The 21,361-nt window shown below is 69.8% G+C and carries 18 protein-coding genes and 1 pseudogene; 7 read left to right on the top strand and 12 right to left on the bottom strand.

From position 1 onward, the window contains the following. Positions 1–3: 3 nt before the first annotated feature. From kdpB to SMIR_RS36990, 6 genes are all read right to left on the bottom strand, one after another. Positions 4–2,109: a potassium-transporting ATPase subunit KdpB gene (gene kdpB, locus SMIR_RS37015; protein ID WP_212726526.1), complete on the bottom strand. Its 2,106-nt coding sequence runs from the start codon at positions 2,107–2,109 to the stop codon at positions 4–6. A gap of 35 nt (positions 2,110–2,144) precedes the next feature. After that, positions 2,145–3,809, bottom strand: a complete 1,665-nt coding sequence (gene kdpA, locus SMIR_RS37010) for a potassium-transporting ATPase subunit KdpA (protein ID WP_168489368.1) — start codon at positions 3,807–3,809, stop codon at positions 2,145–2,147. A gap of 8 nt (positions 3,810–3,817) precedes the next feature. Beyond that, positions 3,818–3,907, bottom strand: coding sequence for a K(+)-transporting ATPase subunit F (gene kdpF / locus SMIR_RS37005; RefSeq protein WP_016434100.1), 90 nt, complete (start codon positions 3,905–3,907; stop codon positions 3,818–3,820). Positions 3,908–4,282: 375 nt separating this feature from the next. Further along, positions 4,283–6,124: an APC family permease gene (locus SMIR_RS37000; RefSeq protein ID WP_168489370.1), complete on the bottom strand. Its 1,842-nt coding sequence runs from the start codon at positions 6,122–6,124 to the stop codon at positions 4,283–4,285. 199 nt (positions 6,125–6,323) lie between these two features. After that, on the bottom strand, positions 6,324–7,061 hold the full coding sequence (locus tag SMIR_RS36995) for a DUF4118 domain-containing protein (protein ID WP_168489372.1): 738 nt from the start codon (positions 7,059–7,061) through the stop codon (positions 6,324–6,326). Positions 7,062–7,144: 83 nt separating this feature from the next. Beyond that, positions 7,145–9,727, bottom strand: coding sequence for a sensor histidine kinase (locus SMIR_RS36990; protein WP_212728474.1), 2,583 nt, complete (start codon positions 9,725–9,727; stop codon positions 7,145–7,147). Positions 9,728–10,100: 373 nt separating this feature from the next. On the opposite strand from SMIR_RS36990, the gene SMIR_RS36985 reads away from it, so the two are divergent. Together SMIR_RS36985 and SMIR_RS36980 are read left to right on the top strand one after the other, a co-directional pair. Next, complete coding sequence (locus tag SMIR_RS36985; protein ID WP_168489374.1) at positions 10,101–10,553, top strand: DUF6153 family protein; 453 nt, start codon at positions 10,101–10,103, stop codon at positions 10,551–10,553. Between the two features lie 92 nt (positions 10,554–10,645). Next, the gene (locus SMIR_RS36980) at positions 10,646–11,308 is read left to right on the top strand and encodes a DUF305 domain-containing protein (protein ID WP_212728009.1); all 663 of its coding nucleotides are present in this window, start codon (positions 10,646–10,648) and stop codon (positions 11,306–11,308) included. A gap of 71 nt (positions 11,309–11,379) precedes the next feature. Here SMIR_RS36980 and SMIR_RS36975 read toward each other — a convergent pair whose 3' ends face one another. After that, complete coding sequence (locus SMIR_RS36975) at positions 11,380–12,810, bottom strand: MFS transporter (protein ID WP_249938546.1); 1,431 nt, start codon at positions 12,808–12,810, stop codon at positions 11,380–11,382. A 142-nt stretch (positions 12,811–12,952) separates the two neighbouring features. On the opposite strand from SMIR_RS36975, the gene SMIR_RS36970 reads away from it, so the two are divergent. Continuing rightward, entirely contained in the window at positions 12,953–13,606 is a 654-nt protein-coding gene (locus tag SMIR_RS36970) for a TetR/AcrR family transcriptional regulator (protein ID WP_168489378.1), read from the top strand. Positions 13,607–13,662: 56 nt separating this feature from the next. Next, a complete protein-coding gene (locus SMIR_RS36965; RefSeq protein ID WP_212728007.1) occupies positions 13,663–14,043 on the top strand; it encodes a GNAT family N-acetyltransferase in 381 nt (126 codons plus the stop codon). Between the two features lie 18 nt (positions 14,044–14,061). Here the strand turns inward: SMIR_RS36965 and SMIR_RS36960 are convergent, their stop codons facing one another. Continuing rightward, complete coding sequence (locus SMIR_RS36960) at positions 14,062–15,003, bottom strand: LysR family transcriptional regulator (RefSeq protein WP_249938545.1); 942 nt, start codon at positions 15,001–15,003, stop codon at positions 14,062–14,064. 309 nt (positions 15,004–15,312) lie between these two features. On the opposite strand from SMIR_RS36960, the gene SMIR_RS36955 reads away from it, so the two are divergent. Continuing rightward, positions 15,313–16,188: an SDR family oxidoreductase gene (locus tag SMIR_RS36955; protein WP_212728005.1), complete on the top strand. Its 876-nt coding sequence runs from the start codon at positions 15,313–15,315 to the stop codon at positions 16,186–16,188. Positions 16,189–16,325: 137 nt separating this feature from the next. Here SMIR_RS36955 and SMIR_RS36950 read toward each other — a convergent pair whose 3' ends face one another. Next, a complete protein-coding gene (locus SMIR_RS36950) occupies positions 16,326–17,384 on the bottom strand; it encodes an ABC transporter permease (protein ID WP_168489393.1) in 1,059 nt (352 codons plus the stop codon). 94 nt (positions 17,385–17,478) lie between these two features. Here SMIR_RS36950 and SMIR_RS36945 point away from each other — a divergent pair, with 94 nt between their 5' ends. Next, a complete protein-coding gene (locus SMIR_RS36945; protein WP_168489395.1) occupies positions 17,479–17,931 on the top strand; it encodes a MarR family winged helix-turn-helix transcriptional regulator in 453 nt (150 codons plus the stop codon). Between the two features lie 260 nt (positions 17,932–18,191). Here SMIR_RS36945 and SMIR_RS36940 read toward each other — a convergent pair whose 3' ends face one another. Then, positions 18,192–18,914 (bottom strand): hypothetical protein, encoded by a 723-nt coding sequence (locus SMIR_RS36940; RefSeq protein ID WP_212728004.1) that lies wholly within the window; start codon positions 18,912–18,914, stop codon positions 18,192–18,194. Positions 18,915–19,426: 512 nt separating this feature from the next. On the opposite strand from SMIR_RS36940, the pseudogene SMIR_RS36935 reads away from it, so the two are divergent. Then, a pseudogene (locus SMIR_RS36935) lies at positions 19,427–19,943 on the top strand (transposase). A gap of 70 nt (positions 19,944–20,013) precedes the next feature. On the opposite strand, the gene SMIR_RS36930 reads toward SMIR_RS36935, so the two are convergent. Both SMIR_RS36930 and SMIR_RS45165 read right to left on the bottom strand, forming a co-directional pair. Then, the gene (locus SMIR_RS36930; RefSeq protein ID WP_168489401.1) at positions 20,014–20,448 is read right to left on the bottom strand and encodes a VOC family protein; all 435 of its coding nucleotides are present in this window, start codon (positions 20,446–20,448) and stop codon (positions 20,014–20,016) included. A gap of 576 nt (positions 20,449–21,024) precedes the next feature. Further along, on the bottom strand, positions 21,025–21,321 hold the full coding sequence (locus SMIR_RS45165) for an integrase core domain-containing protein (protein ID WP_168500811.1): 297 nt from the start codon (positions 21,319–21,321) through the stop codon (positions 21,025–21,027). Between the last annotated feature and the right edge of the window lie 40 nt (positions 21,322–21,361).

Raw genomic sequence — 21,361 nt, 5'->3', positions numbered from 1 at the left:
CGATCAGCCGATTCCGGGGATGAGGGAGATGAGCAGGTCGATGATCTTGATGCCGATGAAGGGGGCGATCAGGCCGCCGATGCCGTAGATCCCGAGGTTGCGCCGCAGCATCTTGTCGGCACTCACCGGCCGGTACTGCACACCCCGCAGAGCGAGCGGCACCAGCGCGATGATGATCAGCGCGTTGAAGATGACCGCGGACAGGATCGCCGAGTCGGGCGAGGACAGGTGCATGATGTTCAGCTTGTCCAGGCCCGGGTAGACCGCGGCGAACAGCGCCGGGATGATCGCGAAGTACTTCGCGACGTCGTTGGCGATGGAGAACGTCGTCAGCGCGCCCCGGGTGATGAGGAGCTGCTTGCCGATCTCGACGATCTCGATGAGCTTGGTCGGGTTCGAGTCGAGGTCGACCATGTTGCCGGCCTCCTTCGCGGCCGACGTACCCGTGTTCATCGCCACGCCCACGTCCGCCTGCGCCAGCGCCGGGGCGTCGTTCGTGCCGTCACCGGTCATCGCGACGAGCTTGCCGCCCGCCTGCTCCCGCTTGATGAGCGCCATCTTGTCCTCGGGAGTCGCCTCCGCGAGGAAGTCGTCGACGCCCGCCTCGTCCGCGATCGCCTTGGCCGTCAGCGGGTTGTCACCCGTGATCATGATGGTCTTGATGCCCATCCGGCGCAGCTCGTCGAACCGCTCCCGCATGCCCTCCTTGACAACGTCCTTCAGGTGGATGACCCCGAGGATGCGCGCGCCTTCGGTGTCCTCGACGGCCACCAGCAGCGGCGTGCCGCCCGCCTCCGAGATCCGGCCCGCGAGGGTGTCGGCGTCCGCGGACACCTCGCCGCCCCGCTCCTGGACCCAGGCGATGACCGAACCGGCCGCGCCCTTGCGGATCTTGCGTCCGTCGACGTCCACACCCGACATACGGGTCTGCGCGGTGAAGGCGATCCACTCGGCCCCGGACAACTCGCCCTGGTGCCGCTCGCGCAGCCCGTACTTCTCCTTCGCCAGCACGACGATGGAGCGGCCCTCGGGCGTCTCGTCGGCCAGCGACGACAGCTGCGCGGCGTCGGCCACCTCGGCCTCCGTCGTCCCCGACACCGGCACGAACTCGGAGGCCTGACGGTTGCCGAGGGTGATGGTGCCGGTCTTGTCCAGCAGCAGCGTGGAGACGTCACCGGCGGCCTCGACCGCACGGCCGGACATGGCCAGGACGTTGCGCTGGACCAGCCGGTCCATGCCCGCGATACCGATCGCCGAGAGCAGCGCGCCGATCGTCGTCGGGATCAGGCAGACCAGCAGGGCCACCAGGACGACCATCGTGAGGTGCGTGCCCGCGTAGTCGGCGAACGGCGGCAGGGTCGCCACCGCGAGCAGGAAGACGATCGTGAGCGACGCGAGCAGGATGTTCAGCGCGATCTCGTTCGGCGTCTTCTGCCGGGCCGCGCCCTCGACCAGAGCGATCATCCGGTCGATGAAGGTCTCGCCGGGCTTCGTCGTGATCTTGATGACGATCCGGTCGGAGAGGACCTTCGTACCACCGGTCACCGCGCTGCGGTCGCCGCCGGACTCGCGGATGACCGGGGCCGACTCACCGGTGATGGCCGACTCGTCGACGCTCGCCACACCCTCGACGACGTCACCGTCACCGGGGATGATGTCGCCCGCCTCACAGACGACCAGGTCGCCGACGCGCAGTTCGGTGCCCGGCACCTCCTCCTCGGACGTGCCGTCCGAGGAGAGCCGGCGCGCCACCGTGTCCGTCTTCGCCTTGCGCAGGGTGTCCGCCTGCGCCTTGCCGCGGCCCTCGGCCACCGCCTCCGCCAGGTTGGCGAAGATCACGGTCAGCCACAGCCAGGCACTGATCGCCCAGCCGAACCAGTCACCCGGGGCCTTGAAGGAGAAGACCGTCGTCAGGACCGACCCGACCAGCACCACGAACATGACGGGCGACTTGACCATCACCCGCGGGTCGAGCTTGCGGAAGGCGTCCGGCAGCGACTTCAGCAACTGCTTCGGGTCGAACAGACCCGCGCCGACACGGCTTTCGTCAGTCTTGTGGCCGGTCGGCACGTCACTGTGCGGCGCCCGGGTCGGAGTGACTGTGGACATCGAGTCCTCTTCTGAAGGCGAATCTGTGCGAGTGGTCAAGACGCCAGCCCCTCGGCCAGCGGACCCAGCGCGAGCGCCGGGAAGTAGGTCAGACCGGTGATGATCAGGATGGCGCCCACCAACAGGCCGGTGAACAGCGGCTTTTCGGTGCGCAGGGTGCCCGCGGTGGCCGGGACCGGCTTCTGCTCGGCGAGCGAACCGGCCAGCGCCAGCACGAACACCATCGGCAGGAAGCGGCCGAGCAGCATCGCGATGCCGATCGTGCTGTTGAACCACTGCGTGTCGGCGTTCAGGCCCGCGAAGGCCGAGCCGTTGTTGTTGGCGCCGGAGGAGTAGGCGTACAGGATCTCGGAGAAGCCGTGCGCCCCGCTGTTGGTCATGGAGTGGCCCGGAGTCGGCAGGGCCATCGCCGCGGCGGTGAAGACGAGCACCAGCGCCGGGGTGATGAGGATGTAGCAGGCCGCGAACTTGATCTCGCGGGTGCCGATCTTCTTGCCCAGGTACTCGGGCGTGCGCCCGACCATCAGACCCGCGATGAACACCGCGATGATCGCCATGATCAGCATGCCGTAGAGACCGGAACCGGTACCACCCGGCGCGATCTCGCCGAGCTGCATGCCCAGGATGGTGATACCGCCGCCGAGGCCGGTGAACGAGGAGTGGAAGGAGTCCACCGCACCCGTCGAGGTCAGGGTGGTCGACACCGCGAAGATCGACGAGGCGCCGACACCGAAGCGGTTCTCCTTGCCCTCCATCGCGCCGCCCGCGATCTGGAACGCCGGACCGTGGTGGGCGAACTCGGTCCACATCATCAGGGCGATGAAGCCGAGCCAGATCGTGGCCATCGTCGCCAGGATCGCGTAGCCCTGCTTCAGGCTGCCGACCATACGGCCGAAGGTGCGGGTCAGCGCGAACGGAATGACCAGCAGCAGGAAGATCTCGAACAGGTTCGAGAACGGGGTGGGGTTCTCGAAGGGGTGCGCGGAGTTGGCGTTGAAGTAACCGCCACCGTTGGTACCCACCTCCTTGATGGCCTCCTGCGAAGCGACCGCACCGCCGTTCCACTGCTGCGAACCGCCCATGAACTGGCCCACCGAGTGGATCCCGGAGAAGTTCTGGATCGCACCGCACGCGACCAGGACGATCGCGGCGACCACCGAGAGCGGCAGCAGGATACGGACCGTACCGCGCACCAGGTCGGCCCAGAAGTTGCCCAGCTCACCGGTACGGGAGCGCGAGAAGCCGCGCACCAGCGCCACGGCGACGGCGATACCGACCGCGGCGGAGACGAAGTTCTGCACCGCCAGGCCGCCGGTCTGCACGACATGGCCCATGGCCTGCTCGCCGTAGTACGACTGCCAGTTGGTGTTGGTGACGAACGACGCGGCGGTGTTGAACGCCTGGTCCGGGTCGATCGCGGCAAAGCCGAGCGAGCCGGGCAGATGACCCTGGAGGCGCTGCAGCAGGTAGAGGAAGAGGACACTGACCGCGGAGAAGGCGAGGACGCCACGCAGGTACGCGGGCCAGCGCATCTCCGTGTTCGGATTGGCGCCGATGCCCTTGTAGATCCACTTCTCCACACGCCAGTGCTTGTCGGAGGAGTAGACCTTGGCCATGTAGTCGCCAAGGGGGACGTAGGCGAGGGCCAGCGCCGCTATGAGCGCGAGCAGCTGAAGCACGCCGGCAAGAACGGGACTCATATCGAGGCTCAGAACCTCTCCGGGAAGATCAGGGCGAGGACGAGATAGCCCAGCAGGGCGACGGCCACGACCAGGCCGACAATGTTCTCGGCGGTCACAGCTTCGTCACCCCCTTGGCGACGAGGGCCACCAGCGCGAACACCGCGATCGTGGTGACGACGAAGGCCAGATCGGCCATCGCGAACTCCTAGGAGAGGTTCAGAAATGAAGCGGACGGTTAGAGGTAACCGCCTCGATGGCCGGATCTGGCCGCCGTTGACACCTCCCATACGGCGGCCGGTCCGCCTTTGACGGAACCCTTACGACCGACCGCTCCACGTGCGGCGACGGGTCCCGCCGTCCGGCCGAGTACGCCGATGGCCCGCATCGGCGAGATGCGGGCCATCAGGGCGCGTAACAGGGCAGGACGTCGGAGCAGGGCGTCATAGCGGGGTCCGGAGTAGGGCGTCGAAGCAAGGCGTCGGATCAAGGCGTCAGAAGACGCGGAACCGCAGCCGGCAGATCACCGCGTCCGTGTCACGGCGCACCGCGTGGGCGACGACCGCGCCCCGCTGGTTCTGGAGCAGCCGCTGCCACAGCCGGTCCGGCTCGACCTCGGGAATCAGCACGGTGACCCGGGTGCCGGGCTCCGCGGCGGCCGTCTCGCCCACGTACTCGGCGATCGGGCGCCCCACGGTGCGGCGCTCGGAGGTGAGCTGGACGAGCGGTACTCCGGGGTCCCACTGTGCCCAGTCGCGGGCCAGCGCATGCGTGTGGGCGCGGTCCTCGGTGTCGGGGTGGCACACCGTGACGGCACGTACCTCGTCCCCGAGGGAGGCGGCGGCGTTCAGGGCCTCCACGGTCAGCCGGGACAGGTTCGACACCGGAACGATCACCAGCGAACGGTCGCGGTGCGGCGGCTCGGGGATCCGCCCCAGGCCCAGCCGCTCGCCGATCCGCGCATACGCCCGGTGCACCGTCTCGAAGGCGGCCACCAGCAGCGGCACGGCGATCACTATCAGCCAAGCACCGTCCACGAACTTCGTCGCCGCCACCACGACCGCCGAGACACCCGTGAGCACGGCGCCGAAACCATTCAGCCAGGCCCTGCCCCGCCACCCCCTCCCCCGCTCACCACGCCAGTGCCGGACCATCCCGACCTGCGCGATCGTGAAGCCGATAAAGACGCCGATGGCAAAAAGCGGCACCAGGGTGTTGGTATCGCCGCCGGAGAAGACCAGCAGGACAGCCGACACCAGGGCCAGCGCGAGCACACCGTGACGGTGCACCTGCCGGTCCGCCTTCAGGGCGAAGACGTGCGGGAGGTAGTTGTCGCGGGCCAGCAGCTTCAGCAGCACGGGCAGGCCGCCGAAAGAGGTGTTCGCGGAGAGCGCCAGCAGGATCATCGTCGCGAACTGGATGACGTAGAAGGCCCAGTTGTGACCCAGCGAGGCGTCCGCGAGCTGAGCAAGGACCGTGACACCCTCCACCGGCTGGAGGTGGAAGCGCGAGATGAGGACCGACAGACCGATCAGCATCACCCCGAGGACGGCCCCCAGGGCCACCTCCGCCCGCTGGGCCCGGCGCACACGCGGAACACGGAAGGACGGCACCGCGTTGGCCAGCGCCTCCACACCGGTGAGCGCGCTGCACCCCGAGGCAAAGGCCTTCAGCAGGAGCAGCGCGCCGACCGTGGTGGCGTTGTCCGCGAGGACGGAGGCGTGCCCGGCGGCGGCCGCGGTGCTGACAGGCGCGGACCGGAAGAGACCCACGACGATCAGCACCAGGATCGACACGACGAAGACCGCCGTCGGCACGATGAACGCGCGCGCCGACTCCACGATGCCGCGCAGATTCACGCCCGTGATCAGCACCAGCACGGCCAGACACAACCACAGCCGGTCGCCGTACAGCTCAGGAAACGCCGAGGTCAGCGCCGCCACCCCGGCGGTGACGGCGACCGCCACATTCAGCACATAGTCCAGGACCAGCGAGGCCGCCGCCACCAGACTCGTACGGGCGCCCAGGTGGGTCCTGGCGACGGCGTACGACCCGCCGCCGTCCGGGAACGCGGCGATCACCTGCCGGTACGAGGCGACGAGCACCGCCAGCAGCCCCGCGATGGCCAGCGTCACCGGCAGCGTGAAGCCGAGGCCGTGCGCACCCGCCGCGGCCAGCACCAGGACGATCGCCTCGGGCCCGTACGCCACCGAGGCCATCGCGTCCAGCGACAGAGCGGCCAGCCCCGTGAGGGCGGTGAGGCGATGGCGCTCACCGGTATCCGGCGGCTCCTCGCCGACGGGGGTCGCCCCCGGCTCGATGGTCAGGACAGACATGGAATACGGGCTCCTTACGCGGTGGCCCGCGCACGCGGGGAGGCGATGCGCGGGTGCGCCCAGGTTCTGTCCGTCCCCGACCGCGTTCGACCCTTCCTTGCGCCTTCTTCGCGCCGAACCCCCGGACCTTGACGGGACCTTGACGGCCCACTGCCCCGCACGGCTCCTGCTCGGCTGCGCGCAGTGCCCCCGCGGGTACCTACGGCCCGGCCGTGTCCAGGGCCGCGCCCGTCTGGTCGGCGAGGGTGACCGCCACCAGGCGGGCCTGGAGTGGCGGTACGGGGCCCGGGCCGGGGGTGAGCATGAAGCGGCCCAGGTAGTGGCCGTTGCCGTAGGTGCGCAGTTCGATCTCGCCGTCCGGCCAGCCGCAGGCGTCGACGTCCCGGCGCCGGTGGCCGACCGAGACGTTTCCGTCCTGCTCCAGCCGGGGCGGCTGCCCCAGCAGGGTGCCGTACTCGTAGCGGCAGCCGCGCAGGCCGAGCAGCTCGGTGAGCTGGCCGCGGACGTGGTCGACCACGGTGTCTGAGGACTTGGCGGACTGGGCGAGCTCGGCGGTCTCGTGGACGCGGGCGAGATAGTCCGCGTCCGTCACCGTGATGACCTCCAGGCGGCGGGCCCGGGCCGCGAGCTGGGACACGATCACGCCGACGACGAGCAGCAGCACCGCCGTCTCGATGTCGGCCGAGGTATGGATGTCGAACGTCTCGTACGGGCGGGTGAGGAAGAAGTCGAACCAGGCAGCCGCGGACAGCGCCGCGAGCGCCCCCGCCGTACGGCTGCCTAGGGCGGCGACCGCGACCACCACCACGACCAGGATCAGCGCCGCGTTCGTATGCGACAGATCCGTACGGAAGGGCACGAGGACGAGCGCCACCAGGAAGGGGCCCACCAGGCCCGCCACCAGGGCGAGCCGGTCCCGGAGCGAATAGCCGGTCATCACACCGTCACCTCCTGCGGTTGCCACGGCGACCTCGGGCCCGAGCCCTCGTACGCCGCTTCCATGAGTCGTACGCCCCCTGCTCATACGCCGCCTCCTACGCTCTGCGTATCACTGGGAAGATCCACTCGCTCGGCGAAGGGCAGCGACAGCACCATCGTCAGACCGCCGCCGGGGGTGTCCTCCGGGGTGAGGGTGCCGTCCATCGCCTCGGTCAGCCCCCGGGACAGGGCCAGGCCAAGGCCGAGGCCGGTGGTGTTGTCGGTGTCGCCCAGACGCTGGAAGGGCTCGAAGAGCCGGTCGCGGACGGGGGTGCCTCCCTGCTCGAGCGGAGCCGAGAGCTTGGAGGGCGACGGCAGGCCGGGGCCTCGGTCGACGACACGGATTTCGACGCGGCCCGCGTGGGTGCTCGCGGTCAGCAGCACCTTGCGGTCCGCCGGGCTGTGGCGGGCCGCGTTGCCGACGAGGTTGGCGATCACGCGTTCCAGGAGCGGCGGATCGGCCAGCACGGCCGGGATCTCCTCCAGGTCCCCGACCGCCACCTCGGGGGTGTCCGCGAGCGCCGCCGGAAGGACCTCCTCCAGTGTGGTGGCCCGCAGGTTCAGCGTGAGCGCGCCCGCCTGAAGGCGGCTGAGGTCGAGGAGGTTCTCGACCAAGCGGTTGAGCTTGGCCACGGACTCGTCCGCGGTCGCGAGTAGTTCGTCCCGGTCCTCGTCGGAGAAGTCGACGTCCCGGCTGCGCAGCGAGGAGACCGCGGCCCAGCCCGCCGCGAGAGGCGTGCGCAGGTCGTGGCCGACCGCCCGCAGCAGCGCCGTACGCATCCGGTCGGCGGCCTTGACCGGTTCGACCTCGGCGGCGGCCTCGGCGAGCCTGGCCCGTTCGACGGCGGATCCCACATGGGCGGCGAAGGCGGCGAGCACGCGCCGCTCGGAGGAGGGCAGGGGGCGCCCGCGCAGGACGAGGAAGGCGCCGGGGCCCGCGGGCACGACCGTCGCGCCGTCGTCTCCGGGCGGCTCGTCGACGAGTTCCGCCGAGTCCATGCCGAAGGTCTCGCGTGTGCGTTCCACCAGTGCCGGGATCGTCGCACCACCGCGCACGATGCTGCCGGCGAGCGAGGACATGGTCTCGGCCTCGGCGGTGGCGCGGGCCGAGCGCCGCGACAGGCGCAGGGAGCGGTCGACGACGCCGGCGACCACGGCGGCGACCGCCGCGAAGACCGCCAGGGCCAGCAGCGCGTTGGGATCGTCGAGCGTGAACTGGCCGACGGGCGGGATGAACCAGTAGTTGAGCAGCAGGGACGCCGTGACCGAGGCGATCACCGCCGAGACGACCCCGCCTATGCAGGCCACACCCACCACGGTGAGCAGGAACAGCAGTGCCTCGCTGGTGAGGTTGAGCCGGTCCCGGGCCCAGTCGAGATCGAGCAGGAAGGTGAGCGCCACGGGCAGCAGCAGCCCGGCCACCGGGCCCGCGACCCGGCGCGCGGTCGACAGGGTGCGCCGCCGCGAGGGCAGCAGCGTGCCGCGTCCGGCGCGTTCGTGCGTGACCGTGTGGATGTCGATGTCGCCGGAGAGTTCGACGACCGTCTCGCCGGTGCCGCGCCCGGTGACGAAGCGCTCGACGCGACCCCTGCGGCTGGTGCCGAGGACGAGTTGGGTGGCGTTCTCGGCGCGGGCGAACTCGACGAGGGCGGTCGGCACGTCGTCGCCGACGACCGAGTGGTAGCTCCCGCCCAGGTCCTCGACCAGCCGCCGCTGCCGGGCGAGTGAGGCGTGCGAGGTGCCCGCCGCGAGACCGTCGCTGCGGGTCACGTGCACGGCGAGCAGGTCACCGCCCGCCGACCGGTCGGCGATCCGGGCGGCCCGCCGGATGAGGGTGTCTCCCTCGGGACCGCCGGTGAGCGCCACGATCACCCGTTCCCTCGTCTCCCACACCCCGCCGATACCGTGCTCGGAGCGGTACGACTGGAGCGCCTCGTCCACCCGGTCGGCCACCCACAGCAGGGCCAGTTGACGCAGCGCGGTCGGGTTGCCGGGGCGGAAGTAGTTGGCGAGAGCGGCATCGACCTTCTCTGGCGCGTAGATGTTGCCGTGCGCCATCCGGCGTCGCAGCCCCTCCGGCGGAATGTCCACCAGTTCGATCTGCTGCGCGCGTCGTACGACCTCGTCGGGCACCGTCTCGTGCTGCGGTACCCGCGTGATCTTCTCGACGACGTCGTTGAGGGACTCCAGGTGCTGGATGTTGAGGGCTGTGATGACGTCGATCCCGGCGGCGAGCAGTTCCTCGATGTCCTGCCAGCGCTTGGCGTTGCGACCGCCTCCCGGCACATTGCTGTGGGCGACCTCGTCCACCAGCGCGACCTGCGGGCGACGGGCGAGAACCGCGGCCAGGTCCATCTCCTCGAACTCCCCGCCGCGATAGGAGCAGGGGGCGCGCGGTACGACCTCCAGGCCGTCGAGCATCGCCTCCGTACCCAAGCGCCCGTGGCACTCCACGAACCCCACCACCACATCGGCACCCCGCGCCGCCCTGCGTCGCCCCTCGTCGAGCATGCGGTAGGTCTTGCCCACCCCCGGAGCAGCGCCGAGGTAGACCTTCAGCCGACCGGGCCGTACGTCACCCGCGGCGGTCCATACCTCACCCCCGCCGGTCCGCACATCACTCATCTCGGTCGGTACGTCATTCATCGCAGCCGACGCGCTCCGCTCACTGAAGATCAACTCGCCGACGGGAAGGGCTACTTCCCCCCACCGAAGCCCTTCCGCGAGTCGTCCGGCACAACCCTTGACGCATCCTTGGCGCCGGTCACGTGGACGTTGACACCGCCTTGACGGGCCCTGGCCCGACAGGGTGAAGGCCGTTCCGCCGGAGGAGCGGTTCCGGGTCGGTCATGCCAGTGCGGGGTTCGGTACCGCACCGTGCGTTCAGTGAGCCGCTCAGGAAGCGGGCCGGTATCCGACCCCCATGACGGCACGCTCCACTCCCCTTCGCTACTGTCGGAGAGCCAGTCCGAAGCGATCACAGACGGAGACTACCGGCGTGCACGTGAACCGATACGTACGAGCGGCAGGCGCCTACGGGCACCTGTTGCTCGTCGTCGTTCTCGCGCTGGGCGTGTTCGTCATGCACACCGTGGGACACCCCGACCAGTCGTCCGGCGACGGCATGAGCCCCGCGTCCCACGTCTCGACGATGCCCGCGGCGCCAGCCGCCCACGACCCCATGGGGGCTCCGGCGTCACCGGAGCGGGGCAGCGCCGCGCACTCCGCACACACGGCGTCCAAGGACAAGCCGGCCATGGCGATGGACATGCTCTCGCTGTGCGTGGCGGTGATGTTCGGCGCGTGGGTGCTCACCGCGCTGCTGAGGACGGCCCTCACTCGCCGTCCGGACTGGCTGGCGAAGCTCCTCGCCGAGGCGCCCGTCATGCTGCGGCCCAATCCCCCACCCCGCGGCCCTGATCTCACCGAGTTGTCGGTCCTGCGGCTGTAGGCCGAACCGCCCTCGCGGACGCGCACCACGCGCGCTCCCGCGACGACGCGTACGCCCACACAGCCAGAACCAACACACGAGGTGAGTTCACGATGACTGCCTTCACGCGCGCCTTCCACGGCAAGCACCTCCACCGCAAGCCCGTCCGCCGTGTCGCGGCCGTCGGCGTCGTAGCCGCCGGGGCCCTGATGCTCTCCGCCTGCGGCGGCGACAGCGACGGCGCGAGCGGCATGGACCACGGCGGCAGCAAGGGCCCGGTGACAGCGACCGCGACGGCGGCCGACAAGGCCGGTGACGCCGACGAGGCGGACGTCACGTTCGCGCAGATGATGATCCCCCACCACGAGCAGGCCGTGGAGATGGCCCAGCTGGCCGACGGCCGCGCTTCCGACGCGGAGATCAAGGACCTGGCCGCGAAGATCGAGAAGGCTCAGGACCCCGAGATCAAGACCATGACGGGCTGGCTCAAGTCCTGGGGCAAGCCCACCGCGACGGGGGACATGCCCGGGATGGGCATGGGCGGCGACGGCATGATGTCCGACAAGGACATGAAGGAACTCAAGGCCATGCAGGGCAAGGAGTTCGACAAGATGTTCGCCCAGATGATGATCGACCACCACAACGGCGCGATCGCCATGGCGAAGACCGAGCAGAAGAGCGGCCAGAACCCCGACGCCAAGAAGATGGCCGACGCCATCGTCACGGGCCAGTCCGCCGAGGTCAAGCAGCTCAAGAGCATCCTCGACCGGCTCTGATCCGCGGTACCCGTTGACCGTTCCGGGCTCCCTCGACCGCTGTGGGGAGCCCGGGCGGTCACTCGGGCGCTTCAGTGCACATGCGGACCGCCGGTCGTCTGTGGCCTGCCGCGCGGTACGAGGAACAGGGCGACGCCCGCGCTCACGGCGGCCACGACCGCGCTGAGCGTGAACGCGTCCGTGAAACCGTCGATCGCGCCGTCCTCGATGCCCGCGGCGGCGACGGTGGACAGGACGGCCACGCCGATCGAACCCCCCACCTCGTGGAAGGTGTTGACGACGCCCGAGGCCAGCCCTGCCTCTTCGCGCGCGACCATGGCCAGCGCCGTGGTGGTGGCGGTGACGAAGACCGCCCCGAGGCCGAGCGAGGCGACGGCGAGGCCCGGCAGCAGGCCGGCGTACACGCTGCCGTCGTGCGACAACCGGGTCAGCGGCGCGGTGCCCGCCGCCGCGATCAGCAGGCCTCCCACCGCGGTCGTCCTGCTGCCGATCCTGCCGACGAGCCGGGATCCGAGGTGGGCGCCGACGGCGGTGGCGACGGCCACGGGCAGGAACACGAGGCCGGTCCGCAGCGGGCTGAAGCCGCGTACGTGCTGCAGGTAGACCGAGCCAAGGAAGAAGAACGCGATCAGCAGCGCGGTGGCGATCAGCAGCAGGAACGCGCCCGCGACCACGGGACGGCGGGTGAGCATGCGGAGGTCCATCAGCGGGGCGCCGCCGATCCGTTCGACCGCGGCGAACGCCCCGTACAGCACGACCGCAGCGAGCAGCGACAGCAGTGTGGCAGCTCCGCTCCAGCCCGTGTCGCCCGCCTTGACCAGGCCGTAGATGAGCGATCCGGTGCCCGCGGTGACCAGCAGCGCGCCGGGCAGGTCGAGCCGGGCCGCCCGCGGCGGACGGGCCGGGAGCAGGCCCGGCAGCGCGGCGAGGGCGAGGACGCCGACGGGGACGTTGATGTAGAAGACCCACTGCCAGCCGGGCCCGTCGGTCAGTGCCCCGCCCAGCAGCACACCGATGGCCGATCCGGTGCCGCCGACGGCCGCCCAGACGCCGAGAGCCTTGTTGCGTTCCGCGCCTTGGAAGCCGGTGGTGACGATCGAGAGGGCGGCCGGGGAGAGCAGGGCGGCTCCGATGCCCTGGGATATCCGCCCGCCCAGCAGCATGGGTGCGCCCGTGGCGAGCCCGGTGACCAGGGACGCGGTGGTGAACACCGCGAGCCCTGCGAGGACGGTGCGGTGGGCGCCGAACACGTCGGCGAGGCGCCCGCCGAGCAGCATCAGCCCGCCGAAGCACAGGGTGTACGAGGTCACCACCCAGGTCAGCGCCTGCCTGCCGAGGTCGAGGTCGGCGGCCATGTCGGGCAGGGCGACGTTCACGACGGTGACGTCCAGGATGAGCATGAACTGGGCCAGGCAGAGCAGGACGAGCATCAGCCAGCGGCGCGGGTCGGCCGGGGGGTGCGAAGCGGGCGCGTGGTGCGCGTCGGCGGTGCTGTGCGTCACGACGAATCCTCCAAGCGTGCGATACGGAAGGGGGAAGTGCGGCCGGGCCACGACCATCTCCGCACAAGCCCGGTCAAGTGAACTGTACGGCCCAGTACATATGAACTCAACCGTTCAGTTCACATGCCGGTAGACTCGTCGCATGAGCACGAAGGACGTCAAGCGGCCCCCCGCCGGACCGCGCGCCGAGGCAAAGCGACTGGCCATCCTCAAAGCGGCCCGCGAGCTCTTTCTGCGGGAGGGCTTCGACGTGAGTGTCGATCTCATCGCCGCCGAGGCGGGCGTGTCGAAGGTGACGGTCTACAACCACTTCGGCAGCAAGGAAGCCCTGTTCACCGGAGTCGTCAAGGACTCGCTCGACGCCCCGCTCGGCGGCACCCTCGTCAGCGCCATCGCCCGTCTCGCCGACTCGGACGACCTGCGTGCGTCGCTCATCGCCGCCGCCCGCGCCTGGGTGGCCGGAATCCGCACCGACCCGGAGATCCTCGCGCTGCGGAACGTCGTCGCCCGCGAACTGCACCGCTTCCCCGAACTCGGCAAGGGCTGGCACGACGCCGGTCCCGAGCGCCATCACCCCGTCGTCGCGGGAGCGCTCCGGCAACTGGTCGCACAGGGCCGGCTCGACGTGCCCGACATCGAGGTGGCCCTGCTCCAGCTCTACTCGCTGCTGGTCTTCCCGTACCTGGTCTTCAGTGCCTACGGCACCGACATCGACGACGATCTCACCGACCGCCTGATCACGGGTGGCGTCGACATGTTCCTGGGCCACTACGCCCCGCGTCACACCGAGCCGTAAAGGGAAGCGCCTCGCCCGATCCCAGCGCATACGAGGTCCACCCCGGCGTCCCGTCGGTGGAGGACTACCGCCGGCTCCGCACCAGCGCCGGCCTCACCGACAAGTCCGCCGAGGGCGCGGCGGTGAGGCTGTCCCACACCTGGTACGGGGTGGTGGCCGTCCACGGCGGCGATCCGATCGGCATGGGCCGGATCATCGGCGACGGAGGATGCTTCTTCCAGATCGTCGACATCTGCGTCCTGCCCGAGCACCAGGGCCGTGGACTCGGCCGCCGCATCATGCAGGCCCTGAACGACGAGTTGGAACGCCGCGCACCGGCACTCTCGTACGTCTCCCTCATCGCCGACGGCGACGCCCACCATCTCTACCGGAAGTTCGGGTTCACCGACAGGGCGCCCAAGTCCATCGGGATGGCCCGCTTCATTCGGGCCGACTGAAGGGCGGCACCCCAGCGGTCACTCCACCGATCGTGACGGCGGGGCGCTCGCGGGGCCGGTCGGGGCGAGACCCGTGAGGTGGGCTCGGGCGTACGTACGGAAGGCCGCCACCAGGCCGTTGCGGTCGCGGGCGCGCGTCGCCAGTACGACACGGCTGGGCTCGACGCCCTGGAGCGGGACCGTGGTGAGGTCCGGGCGCAGGCTGTGGGCGTGGACGTCGACGGAGATGATCACGGCCTGCCCGGCGGCGACGAGTTCGAACTTGTCCTCGGTGGACTCGATCAGCGGGCCTTCGGGGGCCGGGCGTCCGTCGGGCCGGGGGTGGATGCGCCAGAACGCGTTCAGGAGCGGGTCGGACCCCCGCACCGTGGGCAGGGGTTCGTCGGCGATGTCGTCGAGGGTGACCGCTTCCTTGCCGGCCAGCCGGTGGTCCCGCGGCACCACCAGGACCCGGGGCTCGTCGTAGAGGGCGGTTACATCCAGACCGTCGGCGGTGAACGGCAGCCGGGCGACCACGGCATCCACCCGGCGGTCGAGGAGCGCCGCGCGCGGTTCGCCGGGGGCCAGATGCAGGGTTCGTACCTCGGCGTCGGGGTGCCGGTGGCGCAGCTCGCGCACGACCGGGGTGATGATGAGGCCCGGCGTGTAGCCGATGGTGATGCGGCTGGGCCGGGCGGCGGCCCGGGCGCGCCCCGCGGCCCGGTCGGCGGAGCGCAGCAGTTCCGTGGCGAGCGGCAGGAAGACCTCGCCGGCCTCCGTGAGGTGGTTGCCGTGGGGCGTGCGCTCGAACAGCCGGGCGCCCAGCTGCCGTTCGAGGCGGTGGATCTGCCGGCTCAGAGACGGCTGGGTGGTGTGGAGGGCCTCGGCGGCGCGGCCGAAATGCCGGTACTCGGCCACGACGGTGAAACACCACACCAGCCGCAGATCGAAGGCTGCCGGAGGCGGTGACGAGTCGGGCACCCGGCCAGCGTAGCTCTCGCGCGACCTGACAGTGGACCCGTCAGCGCCCGAACGACCGCCGTGGCGATGGCACTGGCGATGGCGATGGCGATGCACGCGGCGTATCGCCCCTTGCGAAGCATTCATTGGACCTGGCGTGCGAGGTCGCCGCAGAGTGGGATCACCGGGCGGGCGCCGGCCGAGCGCCGGCTGAGCGCCCCATCGGGCCGGTCCTCGTTTCCCCTCCGCCCAATTCATTCCGATTTCGCATGATCACGCTTAAGTTCGTCCGATTCCTTCCGATTCCGTTCATCCAAGGAGTGCACCGCCATGCGTGTGTTCGTCACCGGCGCGTCCGGGTTCATCGGTTCCGTCCTCGTGTCCGATCTCATCGACGCCGGGCATGAGGTCGTCGGGCTCGCTCGCTCGGATGCCTCGGCGGCCGCCCTGTCCGCCGTCGGCGCCGCGGTACGCCGTGGCACGTTGGAGGACCTCGACGGCCTGCGCGCCGGCGCCGCCGAGGCCGAGGGAGTCGTCCATCTGGCGTTCAACCACGACTTGTCGCAGCACGAGGCCGCGGCGGGCGCCGAGTTGCGCGCCATCGAGGCGTTCGGGGACGCCCTTGAGGGCTCGGACCGGCCGCTGGTCGTCGCCGGCGGGGGACCCGTGGGGGCCGAGGGCGACCCGCGGGCCGCCGCCTCGCCGAGCCCCCGCAGCGCCGGCGGCCGGGCCGCGCTAGCGCTCGCGGAGGGCGGCGTGCGCTCGTCCCTCGTGCGGCTCGCGCCGACGGTCCACGACCGGAGCCGGTGCGACATGGTCGCTCAACTGACCGCCATCGCCCGCGAGAAGGGCGTCTCCGGCTACCTCGGCGACGGGTCCAACCGCTGGCCCTCGGCCCACCGACTCGATGTCGCGCGCCTGTTCCGCCTGGCCGTGGAGAAGGCACCGGCGGGATCGGTGCTGCACGGCGTCGGCGAGGAGGGCGTGACCATCCGCGCCATCGCCGAGGTCGTCGGCCGCAAGGCGAACGTGCCCGTGGCCGCCGTAGCGGACGAGGACGCCGCCGCCCACTTCGGCTTCCTGGCCCGCATCCTCGGGCTCGACATGTCTGCCTCGAACGCGTTGACCCGTGAACTGCTGGGCTGGCAGCCGGTCCACCCCGGGCTCATCGAGGACCTCGGCCACGGCCACGGCCTCGGCAGCTGACCCACGCGTTCACCGTCACCGGCCGGGCGTCCGGGCGTCCGGCTCGGGCCTTGGTGCCTGCGCCGAGTCGTTCGCGCCGGCCGGCCGCGCATCCAGAGGGACGCGCTCTTCGTACGGCAGGCTGATCGCCTCCGTTGTCAGGCCGCTGCGGGCTGGGGCTCGGCCGTGTCCCGCACGAGGCTCGGGGTCTCGCGCCGGAAGACGTCCTTGAGGTAGAGCACGGCGGCGGCGCCCAGCACCCACAGCGGGAGAATCACCAGGGCGCGGGTCAGGCCGTCGTCCTGGAAGCGGGAGAGCCCCTGCATGGCGCGGACGCCGACCCCGACGGGCAGGATCTCGGACAGCGGGCGCAGCCAGGCGGGGAGGTAGGCGGCGGGCATGATGCCGCCGCTGCTGCTGTTGCCGAGAATCAGCAGAAGGATCGAGGCGAGACTGACGCCGGCGGAGCCGAACAGACGCAGCAGCACCATGGTCGTGCCGCCGACCGCGGCGCCCATCAGCGCGACAACGAGGGCGAGGGGCAGGAAGGGACCGGGCAGGGCGCCGAAGCCGGTGCTGCCGGCGATGACGGCGACCAGGACGCCGCCGGCCACGCCGAACAGGGCCAGGCTGGCCATCCGCCAGCGGTACTGGAGGCGGGGGGCGAGCTGGTAGGTGGTCATGCCGAAGAGGTATCCGGCCAGTACCAGGCCGAAGGCCGCGTAGAAGACGGACAGCCCCCGGGTGTCCCCCACTGACGCCGGGGCGACGTCCTCGACGGAGAGGCGGTGGTGTTCCGCGCGGGCCACGGAGCCGAACGCGGTGGTCACTGTGGCGGTGACAGCGGCTCCGTTGGCACTGCCGTAGAGCAGGTCCCCCTTGCCGAGGTAGGCCGCGTACACGGACCGGTCCTGCACGGCGTGCCGGGCGGTGGATTCGTCGGGGTAGGTCTCCAGGGTGAAGCCGTCCGGAACGGCGTGTGCGAGGTCCTGGCGCAGCTGGGCCTGGTGGGTGCCGATCTCCGTGGTGCCCACCCGCAGCTCATGGGGGCGCGGTGCGTGGAAGGCGGCGAGATAGACGCTGACGAACACGGTGCCGATCAGCAGGACGACCGCCACGGGCACCAGGACGGCGCGCGGGGTCCCGGGGCGCGGCGGCGGATGGGCCACGTCCAGGGCGTGCTTGTGGTGCTGTCGGGCGGAGGCGTGCTGGGACATTGGAGGCAGGATCCTCGAAGAATAGGAAGAATGGAAGCCAACTGATAATCTGTTGTACACCACAATCAGCTGCCTTACAAAAGGGGTCCGCCACGTGAAACATCCCGACCGGCGTACCGGATACGTGGCCTGGCAGATCGGCCAGATCATGGCGACCCGGATCGAGCGCACCCTGCGCCCCTTCCACCTGACCCTCGCCCAGAACAGCGCCCTGATCCAGGCCGCCTTCGACCCGGGCGTCACCAGCGCGACCGCCGCACGCAGAGCGGCCATCACCCCCCAGTCCATGGGCACCGCGGTCAACGGACTCGTCGCACGCGGGCTTCTGGAACGCCGTACCGCCCCCGGCGACAGACGCACTCACCGCTTGCACGCCACCGAGGCCGGCCTGCGGCTCGCGGCCGAGGCCGGCGCCGCCGTGGACGCCACCCACGCCGAAGCCCTGGAAGTACTCACACCGACGGAGCAGGAACAGGCCCACTCACTGCTCCTGAAACTCCTGGAGTCACTGAATCCGGCGGCCATGGACGTCGACAGCACACCATGAGGAGCCGCCGGGCCGAGCAGGTCACTCTCCTCCTGTGCGCCGAGCCCGGTCGCACGCGGATGTCCGGAGCCCCACCGGTCCCGGGACTTCGGCCCGACGGGTGATCTCCCCGGAAAGGTGCGGGCCACTGCAGCCCGACGTCAGTTTCAGCGACGGTGACGGATACTGAACCCAGAGGTCTCCCTCCCCGACCAGACTGGCTGAGCTGGGAAATGTGCAGGATTTGATTCGGGAGCGGAGTCTGCCCCCGCAGACAGTGGTCAGCGGCGCGTCGCGATGAGCTGGGACGCAGGGGTAATGCCCACGCCACCGAGGAGCCTGTAGTCGGCCTCCGTGTCGTTCCTCTCGGACCAATAGGACCCCAGGTTCCTGAGTGGCTTGTTGTTCTGCTGATCGACCAGAACCCAGTCCCGGCCATATCTGAACGGCGCGACGAAGTCCCTGAGGTGCTCCCAGAGGGAATCAAGGAAATCGCTCACTGTCTGCGTGCTGTAGACCGTGGAACGGAACAGGTCTCCCGGAACTCCCGTTATGGGGCTGATATCGACGCTCAGAGTGCGCTCCACGAGGACCTGGTTGGCATTGGCCAACGTCTCCTCCACCACGTCTGAGGCATCCGAGGCGCTGCTCAAAGCGGCGGGCAGCACGGTCCGCAGCATGTCGTTGACGACCACTTGGATGGTATCGGGATCTGCTGCCGCTCGTCGGCGCATGCCGTCCACGTAGGTGCTGATCGACACGTGCTCGGGGAAATCCCCGGGTGCGTAGAGCACCTCCGGCCGCTGCCACAATATGAAGAAGAATACGGCGGAGACCAGGACGGGAAACGCGACTGCGAACACCGCGAGCAGCCCTTGGACCCAGCCGCTTGATAGAGCAGTGGCGATTCCCACGGTGGTCTCGGAGAGCCCCAGGAAGAGCGCGATGATCCAGAGAGGGTTGAGGACTCGCGGAGGCTGGCCCGGTGGCAGTTCGCTTTCCATGGACGCCATGGTGACAGCCGCGGAATGCCTGTGGGCCGATATGGCTGTTGTTGCGGGTGGCGCTACGGATGCGCGTGGTCCCCTGGGACTGCTGTTGCTGAGGGGCCATCATGCCCCAGGCACGACGAAGTCTTCGGCCGGTTCGTGTGAGCGACCGGTGGCCGAGGGCTTCGTGTGGCTGGGGTTGTTCGGGCGTGCCGGACACGGCCGGGTGGCGGGTGCGGGCAGGCCCCGACTGCATCCTCCTCCCGCCGGGCCCGCAGTTCCAGGTGGTCCGACAGGAATTGCCGCAGGACGTCGCGGCCTCGCAGGTCAAGGAGTCCTTCCAGCTCATCGTGGTGCAGGCCGGCACTCACCGGGCTGGTGAGGCAACAACGAGCCAGGGGAACAAACGAGTTGAACGGTCAAAGGGGTCGGCTGTCGAGGGTGCGTCGTACCGTTCCACGGGGCTCTTCTCTCCGGGGACGTTTGGTTGGCACCTTCGAATCTAAGGGCTGTCCTCCCTTTCACACATGGGTCTGAGCCCGCGGCAGTTCGGCAAGCTCGTCACTGCGATGCGGAGCGAAGGTACGGACCAGGTGCGCAAGGGGCGGCCGTGGAGGCTGACTCTGGCGGACCGGATCCTGCTGGTAGCGGCCTACTGGCGTACGAACTTGACGCGGAGGCAGCTCGCCCCGCTGTTCGGGGTGTCGAAGCCGGCCGACCGGTCGCGGGCAACCGCAATGATTGCAAGGCATGGGACCTTCCGGTGCGAAGGCCGCCGTCGGCCGGGCTACGGTCATCGCGGACGGCGGCTATCGGGGCACCGGCCTACTCATCCCGCACCGCCGTGAACGCGGCCAGACCGAACTGCCAGCTTGGAAAGAGGAGCACAGCGACTCCCACCGCAAGGTCCGGGCCCACGTCGAGCACGTCTTCGCACGGATGAAGGCATGGAAGATCCTTCGTGACTGCCGTCTGAAAGGCGACGGCGTTCACACCGCCTTGCTCGGCATCGCCCGGATGCACAACCTCGCCCTCACGGGGTAACTCCCTCCCCATACGAGACCAGAGAGGCCCAAGGGAGGCGGCTCCCCACCTCCCCCGGCTCGGAGAGTGCTCAGTCGATACAGAACTCGTTGCCCTCGATGTCCAGCATCGGGATGCACGACTCGTTTTCCTCATCGGCATACAGCGTTTGCACGTGGGTCGCGCCGAGCGCGACCAGTCGTGCGCACTCGGCTTCGAGCGTGGCGAGGCGCTCGTCCCCCACGAGCCCGGTGCCGGCCCGGACGTCGAGATGCACCCGATTCTTAACGATCTTGCCCTCGGGGACGCGCTGGAAGTACAGGCGCGGGCCCACGCCTGAGGGATCACTGCAGGCGAACCATGATCCCTGCTTCTCAGGAGGCAGGGTGCGGTTGAAATCGTCCCAGGTGGTGAACCCCTCCGGTGGCGGCGGTATGACGTACCCCAACACTTCACACCAGAAGCGAGCGAGGCGCTCAGGTTCTGCGCAGTCAAAGGTGACTTGGAACTTCTTGATCGCTGACATCGGCGCACCGTACCGCGTACCAGGGGTACCCTGCCGCTCATTTCCCCAGGCGGATCCGCCCGTCACCCGTCGCGTCCGTCGATCTCACGGCGCAGCCCGGCCGCTTCGTCCCTCGCAGCCGCCTCCCGCCGATACAGCTCTTCGATCAGCGAACTCACCCGACAGCCACCTCGCTCCGACCCGAAACGGTAGAAGCCACCGCGCCATCGCGGCAGATCGACCCACAACTACGCCGGCCAACAGGTCACTTCAGGAGAGCCGCACCCATCGCCTTCTGGACCTGCGCCGTGTCGCCGTAAAGCCGCTGACCGTGCCCCCACATCACGCGGTGCTCCATGCCAAAGGTGGAACAACCAAGGGTGGTTGAGTATTCATTTGTGACTGCGGAGGGGCGGTGCCCCCGGGCCTCACCTCCAGCCCATGGGACAATCCTGGCTGAAGCCCTGGCTGGTCTCCCCCGTCCAGCCAGGGCTTCTCACTGCCCGGACGCTGTCGCCCGCATCGCCACCTCGGCCGGCGGCGCCGCGCCGGGGAGTGCGATCGGAAGATTTCAAGTCCAGTGAGACGGTCGTGAGGCTATGAGATTTGTGGTGCGGGTTCCCTGCGCTTGGCCGGGTCGTTGATCCATGCCTGCTGGGGTATCCGGGGTGGTCGGGGGCGGCGGCCGAAGCGTTCGGGGTGGCGGGCGTATGCCTCGGCGAGGGTGACGGCCCGCTGGTCGCGGACCTCCTCGGCGGTGCCGAAGTGCACGCTGGCCGGTGTGTGCCAGCCGATGCCCGAGTGCCGGTGCTCGTGGTTGTAGTACGCGATGAACGCGTCGAACCAGTCGCGGGCGTGGGCGAGCGAGTCGAACCGTTCTGGGTAGTCGGCAATGCCGCGTAGTTAAGCGACCTGCGGTTTCGTCAAATGGGCG

The organism is Streptomyces mirabilis (assembly GCF_018310535.1).
In the GTDB taxonomy this organism is placed as follows: domain Bacteria; phylum Actinomycetota; class Actinomycetes; order Streptomycetales; family Streptomycetaceae; genus Streptomyces.
Note: the sequence above shows the minus strand (reverse complement) of the source record. Positions and strands in the feature narration are given on the sequence as shown.